The 14,414-nt window shown below is 61.8% G+C and carries 16 protein-coding genes; 7 read left to right on the top strand and 9 right to left on the bottom strand.

All coding sequences use genetic code 11. The features are described from left to right. Nucleotides 1-87 precede the first annotated feature (87 nt). From galR to JL05_RS08970, 3 genes are all read left to right on the top strand, one after another. On the top strand, nt 88-1,107 hold the full coding sequence (gene galR, locus JL05_RS08980) for an HTH-type transcriptional regulator GalR (RefSeq protein ID WP_004931832.1): 1,020 nt from the start codon (nt 88-90) through the stop codon (nt 1,105-1,107). A gap of 159 nt (nt 1,108-1,266) precedes the next feature. Further along, nucleotides 1,267-1,611 (top strand): type II toxin-antitoxin system RelE/ParE family toxin, encoded by a 345-nt coding sequence (locus JL05_RS08975; RefSeq protein ID WP_004931830.1) that lies wholly within the window; start codon nt 1,267-1,269, stop codon nt 1,609-1,611. Nucleotides 1,612-1,616: 5 nt separating this feature from the next. Then, the gene (locus tag JL05_RS08970; RefSeq protein ID WP_004931828.1) at nt 1,617-1,919 is read left to right on the top strand and encodes a helix-turn-helix domain-containing protein; all 303 of its coding nucleotides are present in this window, start codon (nt 1,617-1,619) and stop codon (nt 1,917-1,919) included. Nucleotides 1,920-1,946: 27 nt separating this feature from the next. Here the strand turns inward: JL05_RS08970 and lysA are convergent, their stop codons facing one another. Beyond that, complete coding sequence (lysA, locus tag JL05_RS08965; RefSeq protein ID WP_033632220.1) at nt 1,947-3,209, bottom strand: diaminopimelate decarboxylase; 1,263 nt, start codon at nt 3,207-3,209, stop codon at nt 1,947-1,949. A 133-nt stretch (nt 3,210-3,342) separates the two neighbouring features. Between lysA and JL05_RS08960 the strand changes: the two genes are divergently transcribed. Further along, nucleotides 3,343-4,266: a LysR family transcriptional regulator gene (locus JL05_RS08960; protein WP_021505677.1), complete on the top strand. Its 924-nt coding sequence runs from the start codon at nt 3,343-3,345 to the stop codon at nt 4,264-4,266. A gap of 27 nt (nt 4,267-4,293) precedes the next feature. Here JL05_RS08960 and JL05_RS08955 read toward each other — a convergent pair whose 3' ends face one another. Beyond that, nucleotides 4,294-5,202, bottom strand: coding sequence for a LysR family transcriptional regulator (locus tag JL05_RS08955; protein ID WP_015378928.1), 909 nt, complete (start codon nt 5,200-5,202; stop codon nt 4,294-4,296). A 108-nt stretch (nt 5,203-5,310) separates the two neighbouring features. On the opposite strand from JL05_RS08955, the gene JL05_RS08950 reads away from it, so the two are divergent. Beyond that, nucleotides 5,311-6,195, top strand: coding sequence for an MBL fold metallo-hydrolase (locus tag JL05_RS08950; protein WP_004931820.1), 885 nt, complete (start codon nt 5,311-5,313; stop codon nt 6,193-6,195). A 74-nt stretch (nt 6,196-6,269) separates the two neighbouring features. Beyond that, nucleotides 6,270-6,917, top strand: a complete 648-nt coding sequence (locus JL05_RS08945) for a DsbA family protein (protein ID WP_033632219.1) — start codon at nt 6,270-6,272, stop codon at nt 6,915-6,917. A 28-nt stretch (nt 6,918-6,945) separates the two neighbouring features. On the opposite strand, the gene JL05_RS08940 is transcribed toward JL05_RS08945, so the two are convergent. Then, on the bottom strand, nt 6,946-7,653 hold the full coding sequence (locus JL05_RS08940; protein WP_033632218.1) for a hypothetical protein: 708 nt from the start codon (nt 7,651-7,653) through the stop codon (nt 6,946-6,948). A 205-nt stretch (nt 7,654-7,858) separates the two neighbouring features. On the opposite strand from JL05_RS08940, the gene JL05_RS08935 reads away from it, so the two are divergent. Continuing rightward, the gene (locus JL05_RS08935; protein ID WP_033632217.1) at nt 7,859-9,586 is read left to right on the top strand and encodes an ABC transporter ATP-binding protein/permease; all 1,728 of its coding nucleotides are present in this window, start codon (nt 7,859-7,861) and stop codon (nt 9,584-9,586) included. Nucleotides 9,587-9,622: 36 nt separating this feature from the next. On the opposite strand, the gene agaF is transcribed toward JL05_RS08935, so the two are convergent. Genes agaF through agaR form a run of 6 tightly spaced genes read right to left on the bottom strand, consistent with a single transcriptional unit; the run spans nt 9,623 to nt 14,303 of the window. After that, on the bottom strand, nt 9,623-10,057 hold the full coding sequence (gene agaF / locus JL05_RS08930; protein ID WP_033632216.1) for a PTS galactosamine/N-acetylgalactosamine transporter subunit IIA: 435 nt from the start codon (nt 10,055-10,057) through the stop codon (nt 9,623-9,625). Between the two features lie 10 nt (nt 10,058-10,067). Continuing rightward, complete coding sequence (locus JL05_RS08925; protein ID WP_033632215.1) at nt 10,068-10,961, bottom strand: PTS system mannose/fructose/sorbose family transporter subunit IID; 894 nt, start codon at nt 10,959-10,961, stop codon at nt 10,068-10,070. Continuing rightward, nucleotides 10,951-11,730 carry a PTS N-acetylgalactosamine transporter subunit IIC gene (gene agaW / locus JL05_RS08920; RefSeq protein ID WP_033632214.1) on the bottom strand — a complete coding sequence of 260 codons (780 nt, stop codon included), beginning with the start codon at nt 11,728-11,730 and terminating at the stop codon, nt 10,951-10,953. The genes JL05_RS08925 and agaW overlap by 11 nt, the downstream gene beginning before the upstream one ends. Before the next feature lie 14 nt (nt 11,731-11,744). Then, nucleotides 11,745-12,221, bottom strand: a complete 477-nt coding sequence (agaV, locus tag JL05_RS08915) for a PTS N-acetylgalactosamine transporter subunit IIB (protein ID WP_004931808.1) — start codon at nt 12,219-12,221, stop codon at nt 11,745-11,747. A gap of 1 nt (nt 12,222) precedes the next feature. Then, nucleotides 12,223-13,506: a D-tagatose-bisphosphate aldolase, class II, non-catalytic subunit gene (locus tag JL05_RS08910; protein WP_033632213.1), complete on the bottom strand. Its 1,284-nt coding sequence runs from the start codon at nt 13,504-13,506 to the stop codon at nt 12,223-12,225. Nucleotides 13,507-13,529: 23 nt separating this feature from the next. Further along, the gene (agaR, locus tag JL05_RS08905; RefSeq protein ID WP_004931804.1) at nt 13,530-14,303 is read right to left on the bottom strand and encodes a transcriptional repressor AgaR; all 774 of its coding nucleotides are present in this window, start codon (nt 14,301-14,303) and stop codon (nt 13,530-13,532) included. Nucleotides 14,304-14,414 lie beyond the last annotated feature (111 nt).

The raw sequence follows: 14,414 nt of genomic DNA, 5'->3' as shown, positions 1-14,414 counted from the left end.
CAAGTTGCGCACGAGACCGCTTGCAGCCCCGGTTTTTTTCCGCAAAACTGGGGGATGTAAGCGATTACCCAGGATGTGTTGACTGATATGGCTACGATAAAGGATGTTGCCAGGCTGGCGGGGGTTTCCGTGGCCACGGTATCCCGCGTGATAAACAATTCCCCCAAGGCCAGCGAAGGGTCGCGCACCGCGGTGCAGGCCGCGATGGAACAGCTGCAGTATCACCCTAACGCCAACGCACGAGCGCTGGCGCAGCAATCCACCGAGACGCTGGGGCTGATCGTCTCCGACGTTTCCGATCCCTTCTTCGGCGCGATGGTCAAGGCGGTCGAGCAGGTGGCCTACGCCACCCACAATTTTCTGCTGATTGGCAACGGTTACCACGACGCCGAAAAAGAGCGTCAGGCGATTGAACAACTGGTGCGGCACCGCTGCGAAGCGCTGGTGGTGCACGCCAAAAGGCTGAGCGATCAGGAACTTTGCGGCTGGATGCAACAGATCCCGGGCATGGTGCTGATCAACCGCACGCTACCGGGGTTTGAAACGCGCTGCGTGGCGCTCGACGATCGCTACGGCGCCTGGCTGGCAACCCGACATCTGATCCAGCAAGGGCACCAGCGCATCGCCATCATCTGCTCCACCCACCAGATTTCCGACGCCACCGATCGTCTGCAGGGCTATCTCGACGCACTGCGGGAACACGGCATTGCGGTGGATGAAAAGCTGATCGCCTACGGCGAACCGGACGAGATCGGCGGCGAACAGGCGATGACCGAATTGCTCGGCCGCGGCCGTTCGTTCTCCGCCATTACCTGTTACAACGATCCGATGGCCGCCGGCGCGCTTTCGGTGCTGAGCGATAACAGCGTCGACGTACCGGGGGAAATTTCGCTGATCGGTTTCGACGACGTGCTGATTTCGCGCTATCTTCGGCCGCGCCTGACCACCATTCGCTACCCGATCGTGGCGATGGCGACCCAGGCGGCGGAGCTGGCGCTGGCGCTGGCCAACCGGCAACCGCTGCCGGAAATCACCAACATGTTCAGCCCGACGCTGGTGCGCCGCCACTCGGTCGCCACCCTCAATAACGCGCACGAACAGCCGTAATTCCCGCCGCCGCATGGGTGAGCCGTCACCCATGCGCTCAGATTGCGCAGCCCGCCGCATTTCCCGCTTTTGGATTTTTTCCGCTCCCAGCGTTCGTGCATATTGTTGGCACAATAACCTTTACACTATATAGCACAAACGCTATATTCGAAGCGCATCATGTGGCAAGTGGTGACCGTCGAACGGTTTGACGACTGGTTTTTAGCGCTGAACAACGCCCAGCAAACAAGCATCCTGGCGGCGATCTACAAATTGCAGACGTTCGGCCCGCAATTGGCGCGGCCGCATGCCGATACGCTGCATTTTTCCGACGCGGTCCGACAGTTGAAGGAGCTGCGCATTCAACATCGCGGGCGCCCTTTCAGGGTGTTTTTCGCCTTTGATCCACAGCGGCAAGCGGTATTGCTGTGCGGCGGCGATAAAACCGGCGACAAACGCTTTTACCAGCGCATGTTGCCCATCGCCGCCATGGAGTTTTCACATTATCTGGCAACCCGGAGGTAGTGCAGATGGCCAAACCTTTATCCCAACTGATCGATAAACTCGATCCCGCCGTCGTTGCCGCCGCCAGGCAAAAAGCGGACCAGGAGATTTTCGAGCTGCGGCTGGCGATGCTGAGGGAAGAGTTGGCGGTTTCTCAGGTTGAATTGGCGAAGCGGCTCGGCATCAGCCAACCCTCCGTCGCCAATTTGGAAAAGCGCGGCAGCGAAATCAAGCTGTCATCGCTCAAACGCTATATCGAGGCGATGGGCGGCACGCTGTCGCTGGATGTGCAATTGCCCAATGGCCAGCACCGCCGCATGACGCTGTGAAGCGGGCGCAAGGCGCCCGCCCGCTGATCAGATAAGTTCCAGCGCGATCAGTTCTTCGATGGTTTGGCGGCGGCGGATCAAACGCGGCTCGCCGTTTTCGAACAGCACTTCAGGCAACAGCGGACGGCTGTTGTAGTTGGAGGACATCGATGCGCCGTAGGCGCCGGTGTCGTGGAACACCAGATAATCGCCGATCTGCACCGGCGGCAGCTCGCGGGTTTCCACGCCGCCGCCCGCCTGCTGGGTGAACACGTCGCCGGATTCGCACAGCGGCCCGGCGATCACCGTTTCGCGCTGCGCTTTCCCCGAGGTATCGCGCCCATCGACCGGCAACAGCGAAATATGGTGGTAACTGCCGTACATTGCCGGACGCATCAGATCGTTAAAACCGGCGTCCACCAGCACGAAGTGGCGGCTGCCCATGTCTTTTACCGCCCGCACTTCGGCCACCAAGACGCCCGCTTCCGCCATCAGGAAACGCCCGGGTTCAATCTCCAACTGCACCGGATGCCCCAGATGCGCGGCGATGCGTTCACGCGCCCGATTCCACAAACCGAAATAGTGTTCGGTATCGATCGCCTCTTCGCCGTACTGATACGGGATAGACAGGCCGCCGCCGGCGGAAATGGCGCTGATGTCATGACCGAGATCGATCACTTGCTGCACCATCGCATCGCAGACCCGCTCCAGATGCTGATAATCGACCCCGGAACCGATGTGCATATGCACGCCGATCAGTTGCAGGCCATAGCGGCGAATTTTCTCCACCGCCTGCGGCAGGTCGGCATACCAGATGCCGTGCTTGCTGTTCTCGCCGCCGGTGTTGGTTTTCTGGCTGTGGCCGTGGCCAAACCCCGGGTTAATGCGCAGCCACACCGGATGCCCTGCGGAAACCTGGCCGAGCTGATCCAGCATGTCGATGGAACCGGCGTTAACCGGGATCTTCAATTCGCTGACGCGCGCCAGCGTGGCGTGATCCAACACATCCGCGGTAAACACGATCTCGCTCGGTTCGCCTCCTGGCTGAAAACCGGCCTGCAGCGCCCGTTCGATCTCGCCCAGCGACACCGAATCCACCTTCACGCCCTGCTCGCGCATCAAGCGCAAAATATGAATGTTCGAACAGGCCTTCTGCGCGAAACGAATGGTGTCGAAGTGGCGCAGCTGAGCGATGCGCTGGCTGATGATGTCCGCATCATAGGCCCAGACCGGGCAACCGAAACGCTGCGGCAAGGCCAGCAGATTAGCGGCGTTCAACGCGGTGGAGGTGTCGTGCAACGGGCGTGGCATGGCGATATTCCCAATTCGAAAATGACGGCAGATAAAGCCATAGTGCCGCACGCTGAATCGAGTGGAAAATATCTATTTAGCCGTAGTCTATTCATTTATGATATGGCTTTCTCTACAGTCGAGCGGCCTCGCCATGCACAGTATCTCTTTGCGGCAGATCGAAATCTTTCGGGCGGTGATGACCACCGGCAACCTGACCGAGGCGGCAGCCCTGCTGCAAACCTCGCAACCGACCGTCAGCCGCGAGCTGGCGCGCTTTGAAAAGCTGATTCGGCTGCAGCTGTTCGACCGGGTTCGCGGGCGTTTGTCCCCCACCGTGCAAGGGTTACGGTTGTTCGAAGAGGTACAGCGCTCCTATTACGGCCTCGATCGCATCGTCAACGCCGCCGCCGGCATCCGCCAGTTTCAACAGGCGCAGCTGTCGATCGTGTGCCTGCCGGTATTCTCCCAATCGCTGCTGCCGGCGGTGTGCCAGCCCTTTATCGAACGTTATCCGGAAGTCAGCTTCAGCGTGATCCCGCAAGAGTCGCCGCTGCTGGAAGAGTGGCTGTCTGCCCAGCGCCACGATCTCGGGCTGACGGAAACCACCCTCACGCCGGCGGGCACCGAACGGGTGACGCTGATGACGTTGAACGAAGTGTGCGTGTTGCCGACGGGCCACCCGCTGCTGGTAAAAGACCAGCTGACGCCGCAGGACTTCGCCGGGCAGAACTTTATCAGCCTGTCGAGCACCGACAGCTATCGTCACTTGCTGGATGCGCTGTTCGGCGAACAGGGCGTCGAGCGCCGCATGGTGATGGAAACGCACAGTGCGGCGTCGGTGTGCGCCATGGTGAGAGCCGGCGTGGGGGTGTCGATCGTCAACCCGCTGACGGCGCTCGACTATGCCGGCAGCGGCGTGCACGTGCGGCCGTTCAGCATCGACGTGCCGTTCACCGTCAGCCTGATCCGGCCGCTGCACCGCCCTTCATCGGCGCTGGTCACGGCCTTTATCGACCATCTGCATCAGCAGGCGGCACGCTTCTCCGCCCGCCTGGCCGCCGCTGTCAGGCGCTGAAAGCGGCCAGGGAATATTGCCGGGACCTTAGCGCAGCGTCGCCTGCCACTGCGGATCGGTGGCGAACCACTCCACCAGAAAGTCCAGCATGGTGCGCAAGGTGGCGGGCATCTGGCGACGCGAGGTGTAGATGCCGTAGATGCCCATCGACTGCGGCCGATAATCCGGCAACAATTCGACCAGTTCGCCGCTGGCCAGCAGCGGGGCAGCCGAATAATAGGGCTGCATGGAAATGCCCGCGCCCTGCACCGTGCCGGCCATCAACACCACCGACTCGTTGGCGCTCAGGTTGCCGCTGACCGCCACCGCCGATTTCACCCCCTGAGCGTCGAAGTGCCACAGGCTTTTGCCGAAATAGGAGTAGGTCAGGCAGTTGTGCAACGCCAGATCCTGCGGTTGGCGCGGGGTACCGTGTGCCGCCAGATACGCCGGCGCGGCGCACACCACCGATGCACAGGTGGACAGCGGACGGGCGATCAGGTTGGGATCCAGCTCGTTGGTGATGCGCAGCGCCAGATCGATGCGCTCTTCCACCAGGTTCACCGCCCGGTTGTTCATCTGCAGATCGACCGCCACCTGCGGGTGACGCTTCAGATACTGAGCGACCGCCCCCACCAGCGCCGTTTGCCCGAGCGACTGCGAACAGGTAATGCGCAGCAGGCCGCGCAGTTCGTCGCTCTGCCCTTCCTCCACCAGATCGATCTCTCCCGCCAGCGCCAGCATTTGTCGGCAACGTTCCAGAGTACGCTCACCGGCGTCGGTCAGACTAAGCTTACGGGTAGTGCGGTGCAGTAAACGCGCGCCGGCCCATTGCTCCATCTGCGCCAGGTAGCGCGTCACCATCGCGCGCGACATCTCCAGCGTTTCCGCGGCGGCGATCATGCTGCCGCGATCGACGATGGTGACAAAAACTTCAGCGGCGGTAATGCGATCCATGATTAGTCCGATTTATGCAACGAATAATTGCTTATTATCCGGTTTTTCTATCGCTTTATGCAACCTAACATCGTTACAACATTAACCGATACCTAAGGACCTCTGCCCATGTTTAAGAAATCACTGTTAACTCTGGCCTTCACCGGCGTCGCCACCCTGAGCACCTACGCCACCGCTGCCGATACCCTGACCATGGAAGTGTATAACCCGGGCGAGAAAAGCGTGTTCCCTGTGTCTTCCGAAATCGTCAGCGGCCAACACGAAGTGGCGCTGATTGACGCTCAGTTCCAGCGTAACGATGCCGAAGAGCTGGTGAAAAAGATCAAGGCGACCGGCAAGAAGCTGACCACCGTTTATATCAGCCACTCAGACCCGGATTTCTATTTCGGTCTGGACGTGATTAAGGCGGCCTTCCCGGAGGCGAAAATCATCGCTTCGCCTGGCACCATCAAGGACATCAACGCCACCAAAGACGGCAAAGTCGCCTATTGGGGCCCGATCCTGAAAGACAACGCGCCGAAAACCGTGATCGTGCCGCAGCCGCTGCAGGGCGACAGCTTCACCATCGACGGCCAGAAAGTGGAAGTGAAAGGCCTGAACGGTCCGACCCCCGATCGCACCTTCGTCTGGATCCCGGCGCTGAAAGCGGTCGTGGGCGGCGTCGCGGTCGCCGGTGACAATATCCATCCGTGGATCGCCGACAACCAGACCGTGGAATCGCGCCAGCACTGGCAGCAGACGCTGAAAAACATCGAAGCGCTGAAGCCGCAGGTCGTCGTGCCGGGCCACTTCCTGCCGGGTGCCGCACAGACGCTGGCATCGGTGCACTTTACCCAGAAATACCTGACCACGCTGGAAGCCGAACTGCCGAAGGCCAAGGATTCCGCCGCGCTGATTGAAGCGATGAAAAAACACTACCCGACGCTGAAAGACGAATCGAGCCTGGAACTGAGCGCGAAAGTGCTGAAAGGCGAGATGAAGTGGCCGCAATAAGCGCCCCTGCGTGATTGAGCCAGCCCTGGCGCCGCGGCGAGCTGCCGCGCGCCAAGCGAGGAGTAAAAGTAAAGATGACCGAAACCACTCTGCATTACATTTTCGATCCGCTGTGTGGCTGGTGCTATGGCGCCGCGCCGCTGGTGAAAGCGGCTCAGAGCCTCCCCGGGCTGAAGATCGTGCCGCACGCCGGCGGCATGATGACCGGTAACAACCGCCGCCAAATCACCGATGAATGGCGCAACTACGTCATTCCACACGACAAACGCATCGCCGAGATGACGGGACAGCCTTTTGGCGAAGCCTATTTCAACGGCCTGCTGCGTGACACGACGGCGGTGATGGATTCCGAGCCATCAATTACCGCTATCCTGGCCGCAGAAAAGCTGGCGGGACGCGGGCTGGATATGTTGCACCGCATTCAGCAGGCACACTATAAGGAAGGCCGGCGCATCGCCGACACACCGGTGCTGGAGGCGTTGGCGAAAGAGCTGGGGTTGCCTTCGGCGGCGTTTATCGCCGAAATGCGTTTCAACAGCGGTGCGCCGACCGCGCAACACATCGCGGAAAGCCGGGCGTTGCTGGCCAAAGTGCAAGGCCAGGGCTTCCCGACCTTTGCGCTGCAGGACAACGAAGGCCGCCTGCATCTGCTGCCAGCCGGCAACTATCTGGGCAATGTGGAAGCCTGGAAAAACCTGCTGGGCGCCGCCGCGCTGGCGTAACCCTTCTCGCCCCGGTTGTCGGGGCGGGTCATTCGACCCGCACGAATCGCCCTTCCGCCCGCACGTTGTGGCCGAACCCGCAATCCCCCCGCGTATGCATCTCCAGCGCCTGCTCGCCAAACGCCATCGTCACGTCGCAGACCTGCGCGCTGTCCGACTCGTGCTGGTGGTAGACGGCCTTGCCGTGTGCGATCGGCAGCTCGGCGGAGAAGTCCCCCATGTTCGGACCGTAATACAGCCCCATCTGCGGCATGGCGTAGCCGGAAAAATCGATCAACCAGCGCTCGCCCTGCGGCTTCACCACCACTTCGCTCCACACGCCGCGCCCGGCGTATTGCCAATATACGCCGCCCGGCCCCTGCGGCTGCGGCCGCTGCGCCAGCCGTTGGCGCAACAGGCTCAGGTTGTGCTGCGATTTGTCATCGTGCGGCGCCAGCGCCAGATAGGCCTGCGCCTTGAGCAATTCGCCGGCGTGCATCAGCGACAGCGCCACGTTGTTGTAAGCCGTGGCGACCGCCTGCTCGCTCAAGCCGCAAAACTCGCTCCAGGCCGCCTGATCGCGAAAGATGTCGGCGGCTTTGGCGTAATCCTGCCGCTGATAGGCCTTTTTTCCCAGTTCGGCGTAGCTCGCCACCTTTTGGCAGTCGGCGGCGATGTCCGGCTCGTCAATGTGCGCCCAGGCCCGGGCGCTGGCGAAGACGCCGCAGGTCAGCAACAGGGGAAACCAAGCCTTCATCGTTTATCCTTTCTGCAAAAATTCGGCGCCAGTATAACCGCCCGGCGCCAGAGTGTATGCCGCAATTGCGCCCGCCAGCGTGCCGCTGGCGATTCAGCCGCCTTATTTCAAACGGTTAGCGGAGTCAAAACTGCTTACAGTCGCGGTTTGTTTGTTACCGGCCCGCAGCCCATGCTGAACAAAATACCGCAATTATCGAGCCGTTATGAACGCAACCCCCTTGCAGAAACACGCCGTGTGGCAGCTGATCAAACCCTTTTGGGTGTCTGAGGAGCGATGGCGCGCCTGGATGATGCTGATCGCCATCGTCATCCTGTCGCTCGGTCTGGTCTATATCAGCGTGCAGATCAACCAGTGGAACCAGGTGTTCTACGATGCGTTGCAGAACAAAAACTACCCGGTGTTCAAGGCGCAGCTGTGGCGTTTCACCTATCTGGCGCTGATCTTCATCGTGCTGGCGGTCTACAAGATCTACCTGACTCAGGGGCTGCAGATGCGCTGGCGGCGCTGGATGACGGAAAAGTTCATGGGAAAATGGCTGGCGCACCAGGCGTATTACCATACCGAGCAGCAGCAGATCGTCGATAACCCCGACCAGCGTATCGCCGAAGATCTCAACGTATTGACCCAATATACCCTGTCACTGTCGCTCGGGCTGCTCTCCAGCCTGGTGACGCTGTTTTCCTTCATCGACATTTTATGGCACGTCAGCGGGCCGATGACCTTCGCGCTCGGTCAACACGCCATCACCTTGCCCGGCTATATGGTGTGGTTCGCGCTGCTGTATGCGGTGCTGGGATCGCTGCTGATCTGGTGGGTCGGCAAACCGCTGGTCATGCTGGGCTTTAACCAGGAGCGGTATGAGGCGAACTTCCGTTTCGGCCTGATCCGCATCCGCGAAAACAACGACGCCATTGCGCTATACCACGGCGAACCGCGCGAGGCGCAACAGTTGGGTGGCCGTTTCGACACCATTCGCAGCAACTGGTGGGCGATCATGCGCATCACCCGGCGGCTGAACATCGCCACCAACTTCTACGGCCAGTTCGCCATCGTGTTTCCCCTGCTGGTGGCGGCGCCGCGCTACTTCTCCGGCGCCATTCAGATGGGCGGCCTGATGCAGATCGCCTCGGCCTTCGGCCAGGTGCAGGGTGCGCTGTCGTGGTTTATCGACGCGTTTAACGACTTGGCGACCTGGAAAGCCTGCGTTAACCGTTTGGCCGGCTTCAACGCCGCCGTCGATCAGGTTCACCATCAGCCGCGCGGCATTCAGTTGCGGGAAGAGAGCGCCCATCCGTTGACGCTGGATAACCTCAGCCTGAACTTGCCCGACGGCCAACCGCTGCTGGCCGGCGCCGAGATGACGCTGCAACGCGGCGATCGCCTGCTGATCGTCGGCCCTTCCGGCTGCGGCAAGTCGACGCTGCTGCGGGCCATCGCCGGTATCTGGCCTTACGGCGCGGGCGCCATCGGGGTGGCGGCCAACGCCAACACGCTGTTCCTGCCCCAACGCAGCTACATTCCGATCGGCACGCTGCGCGAGGCGCTGAGCTACCCGAGCCTGGCGTCAGAATACAGCGACGAACAGTTGATGCGGGTGCTGGAAAACTGCCGTCTGAAACACCTGCAGCGCTGGCTGGATACCTCCGCCAACTGGAGCCATCGCCTGTCGCCGGGTGAGCAACAGCGGCTGGCGTTCGCCCGCGCCCTGTTGATTCGCCCGAACCTCCTGTTCCTCGACGAAGCCACCAGCGCGCTGGACGACGAAACCGAGCAACTGATGTACTGCCTGCTGGTGGATGAACTGCCGGACATGACGCTGATCAGCGTAGCGCACCGCAACAGCGTGGCGAAGTACCACCAGACCTGCTGGCGCTTCAACCGCGGCGAAGACCAACCGGCGCGCCTGGCGCTGAGCCCGTTGCCGGCATAACTCACGCAGCCGGGCGCAGGCGCGCCCGGTTTTCGTTCAGATGCCATCGGCCTGCGCGTCTTCGCACTTCACCCGGCGGCGTTCATGCCACAGGCTGGTCAGCCCGCGTTTACCGCACGCCAAAGCCATCTCGCGAAATTCATCCAGGCTCAGCCCATCGCGCTCCAGCATCATTTCCGCCGCCAACTGCATGTTGACACCGGTCAGCACTTCACAATCCCCCTGCGCATCCGCCAGCTCGCAGGCGCTGCGAAACGGCGAACCGCCGAGCATATCGGTCAGGAACACCACGCCGTCCGGCTGCGCCACCGCCGCCAGCGCCGAGCGTAGGGCGTCGTTGAGCTGCGCGGTGCTCATCTGTTCGGGGAAATCGACCGCCGCGCAGTGCGGCTGCGGCCCCACCACCTGTTCCACCGCCTGCAACAGCCCGGTGGCAAAGCCGCCGTGGCCGGTAATCACAATGCCTGGCATAGCCCGCTCCTCACAGAATACCGATAAATTTGCCCGCCACGCCGATGACTACGGTGACGCCAATCAGCTTCACCGGCGAGAATCCGCGCTTCATCAGGAAGAAAATGAGCAGCGTGAAACACAGCGGCAACAAGTTGGGCATCAGCTTGTCCAGCACGTCGGTCTGCAGCGCCACGCTGGCCTTGCCGGCATGCATCACCAGCGGCGTGGACAGATGCACATACGAGGCCACCAGCGCGCCGATCACCGTCATGCCGACAATGGAGGCGGCGTGCGAAATGCGCCGGGTGTGGGTCTTCAGCAGCGCCAGCGCGCTGGTGCCGGCCTGGTAGCCGTAGTGCGCCAGCCCAAAACGCAGGCCGAAATGGAACAGGTTGAACAGCAACAGGAAGACGATCGGCCCGAACAGGCTGCCCTCCAATGCCAGCGAAGCGCCTATGCCGGCGCAGATCGGCAACAGCGTCAGCCAAAACAGCGCGTCGCCGATGCCGCCGAGCGGCCCCATCAGCGCCACTTTCACCGCGCGAATGGTGGAGATCTTCTCCTTGTTCTGCTCCATCGCCAGCACCAGGCCGGACAGGAAGGTGACGTCGAACGGGTGCACGTTGATAAATTCCATGTGCATCTTCATCGAGTTGGCCAGATCCTGCGGGTTGCGATGGATCTTGCGCAGCGCGGGGATCAGCTGATACAGCCAGCCGCCCGCCTGCATGCGCTCGTAGTTGAACGACGCCTGTAGCAGCAGCGAACGCCAGGCCATGCGGTTGATGTCGCCGCGCGTCAGCGCTTCGGCGGGCTGACTGTCCAGATAATCGTCCTGTTCCACCTGGCTGGTGGCCAGCGCCTGCGCCATGCGCTGCTCGGCCTTTTGCGCCAGCAGATCGTCGGAATCGTTAAATGCCATCTTCGGCGTCCTCCTGCGGAGCGGGCCGGGCGGTTGCCTCTGTCGCGCCGCGTTGCGTGTTGAAGAAGTCGATCAGAGCGATCGCCAGAGCCCCAAGCGCCACCGCCAGGATCGGCAGCTTGAGAAACGTGACCGAGATGAAACCGAGGATAAAATAGGCCACGTAGGTTTTTTTCATCATCACTTTCATCAGCAGCGAGAAACCGATCGCCGGCATCATGCCGCCCGCCACCGCCAGCCCGTCCAGCAGCCAGCCCGGCGCCTTCTGCACCATGGCGCTGGCCGCATCGGCGCCGAAGTAAATCGGCAGGAACGCCACCACGAAATAGAAGATGAACAGAATGCTGATGCCCAGGTAATTCACCCGTTCGATGCCGCGCCAGTTCAGCGCTTTCACCATGCGATCGCAGCGGTGCATCATCGGTGAAAACAACGTAAACAGCAGCGTGATGCAGCCCTGCACCGCGATCGAGAAAGGCACCGCCACGCCGATCGCCACTTTAGGATCGGCCTTGGTCAGAATGGCGAACGCGGTGCCGATCACCCCGCCGATCACCACGTTCGGCGGTTGGGCGCCCGCCAGCGGCACCATCCCCATCCACACCAGCTCCAGCGTGCCGCCCACCAGCAACCCGGTGTAGACATCGCCCAAAATCAGCCCCACCAGCGGCCCCATCACCACTGGCCGGTGGAAGTGGGTCAGACCGTCGAACAGGTCAACCCCCGCCAGCCCGGCCAACAGCGCAATCAATAACGCATCCGTCAACATGCTTTCCCCCTGGCTCAAAAGAGCAGTTTGCCGATCGCCTCGCCCGCTTCATCAGGCACCCGACGCACTTCGCACTCCACGCCCAGTTCAGCCAGCGCGCGGAACGCGGCCACGTCGCCGTCGTCCAGCGACACCGTTTTGTGCACCTGCCGCTTCCCCTCGGCGAAGTGCATATTGCCGACGTTGACGAAACGGATCGGCACCCCGCCGCGCACCAGCGTCAACACATCCTGCGGCGTTTTGCACACCAGAAAGATCTTCTGCCGATCCGCCGCCTTGTGGATCACGTCAATGGTTTTCTGCAGCGTGAAATAACGGGTCTGCACCCCTTCCGCCACCACCATGTCCATCAGGTTCTGCTGCACCGGATCGGCGGCGGCCTCGTCGTTGGCCACCACCACCAGGTTGGCGCCGAGGGTATTGGTCCAGGTCACGCCTACCTGGCCGTGCACCAGGCGATTGTCGATGCGGGTCATTAAAATGTTCGGCATATCAGCGGCCCTCCGGGTAACAGGCGGCGTGGTAATCATCGAGCACCTGCGTCACTTTGTGCAGCACCCACTCCTGCGGATCGGCGCTCAATTCACCGGCGTTCAGCGCCCGCGCCTGCTCCGGCAGATACTGGCTGAGCAGCGCCAGCGGCGCCGGGCTGCGGCGCAGGTTGTCCAGCAAACCGTCGACCGCCTGCTGCACCTGCGGCTGCGGCCAGTAGTAACGCACCCGATCGCTCAGGCTGTAGTGGCGATCGAGGTACTGTTGGTGCGGCGTGCCGTGGTAATAGCGGCTCCACTGCTGCGGCTGCTCGCGCATCACCTGCTCCAGCGTGGCGCACAGCTGCGCCGACTGGCGTTCCCCCAGCCATTCACGTTCGATGCGATCGAGGGCGAACAGCGCTTCGCGCAGCGCAAAGGTCAGCGCCGGCCCCACCTTCAGGATGGCGAAATGATCGCGCACCAGTTGGCGGTAGGCCTGCGGCGGCTGATAGTCCGTGGAGTGCGCTTCATAGATCATGCCCGGCTGCCGTTCAATGAAATGGCTCAGTGCGTCGGCGCGCTGTGGCTGGTAGTGCTCAACGCTGTGGTGATCGAACTCGACGCCCGGCTGCACCACCAGCGCGATAGTTCGCTGCCAGGCATCGTTCAGCTCGGCCTTTTGCCAGGCGATACGGTGTGTTTCCAGTGTTTGCGCCACCGCCTGCGGCGTGGTGACCTGCAGACCCGCCAGCGCCTCCTGCGCGCCGCCCGGCACCGGCACTTCGGTGCCGATCACATAGACCGGCGCTTCACCGCCGCTCTGCGCCCAGGCGCGTTCCGCTACCGCGCACAAACGCGCCGCCCGCTCGGCAACCGTGGCATCCCCCAGAGGCGAGGGATCATCGGCGCACGACATGGAACAATCGAGGTGAATTTTGCGAAATCCGGCGCGAATGTAATCGTCTATCAAGGTTTCCGCCAGCGCCATCGCTTCCTGAGCCGGGCGATCTTGCCAAGCGTTGGGCCCCAGATGATCGCCGCCCAGCCACACGCGCTCGCGCGCCAGGCCCACCTCATCCGCCAGACGCCACAGCGCATCGCGGAACTGGGTCGCCGTTTGGCCGGTATAGCCGCCGAACTGATTGACCTGATTGGACGTCGCCTCCACCAACACCGGCGTGCCACGCGCTTTGGCCTGCCGCAGCGCGGCCTTCAGAACCCAGGGATGGGCGGAACAGACGGAAAAGATCCCGACCGGCATACCGGCCTTGTGCTGCTCGATAAGCTGTAACAACTGCTGCATGAAGCCCCCATGCAGGCGCCGTGCTACCGATCGGCGATGATGACCTCAACGCCCAGCTCGGTTAACGCCCGCTCGTAATCGTCCGGAAGACGGCTGTCGGTGATCAGCCGATGGATTTGTCCGGCTTCGCGAATCATGCAAAAGCTTTTGCGACCGAATTTGCTGGCATCCGCCACCGCGATAATCTCGCGCGCCACCTCGCACATCACGCGATTGAGGTGCGCTTCACCGGGGTGAGGCGTGGTGATGCCGGCGCTCAGATCGAACCCGTCGACGCCCAAAAACAGTTTGTCGAAGCGGTACTGACGCAATTGCTGCTCGGCAGCCGGACCGTAGAGCGAGTAAGAGTTGCGGCGCACGCTGCCCCCCAGCACCATGACTTCCACCCCGTCGTTTCCCGAAAGCTCGTAGGCAATGTTCAGCGCATTGGTCATCACCACCAGATCGCGCCGCCCCTTCAGGAACGGCACGATCTGCGCGGTGGTTGAACCGGAATCGAGGATCAGCGCATCGCCGTCGCGCACATAGCCGGCCGCCGCGTTGGCGATCAGCGTTTTGACGTCGCGATTCAACCGCCCTTTGTCCCGCAGCGGCCGATCGAAAGCGAATTGCTGATTGAGCATCGCGCCGCCGTAAGCGCGCAGCGCACACCCTTTTCGTTCCAGAAAGCGCAGATCGTTGCGGATCGTCACCGTAGATACCGCAAACTGTTTGCTGAGCTGCTCCACGCGCACGCTGCCGTGCTCGCATAACAGATCGATAATGTGTTCACGTCGCTTTGCGGTATTCACTGGCATGAGCTGCGGTCCTCAGGTTTCCGGCATCGCCGGGGAGAAGATGGCTTTCGCTCTACTGCGCTGGCATTACAGCAAAGCGAAAGCAATGAAATTGTGATCGGGCTTACAGCC

The sequence above is a fragment of the Serratia nematodiphila DZ0503SBS1 genome, from assembly GCF_000738675.1.
Classification (GTDB): Bacteria; Pseudomonadota; Gammaproteobacteria; order Enterobacterales; family Enterobacteriaceae; genus Serratia; species Serratia nematodiphila.
Note: the sequence above shows the minus strand (reverse complement) of the source record. Positions and strands in the feature narration are given on the sequence as shown.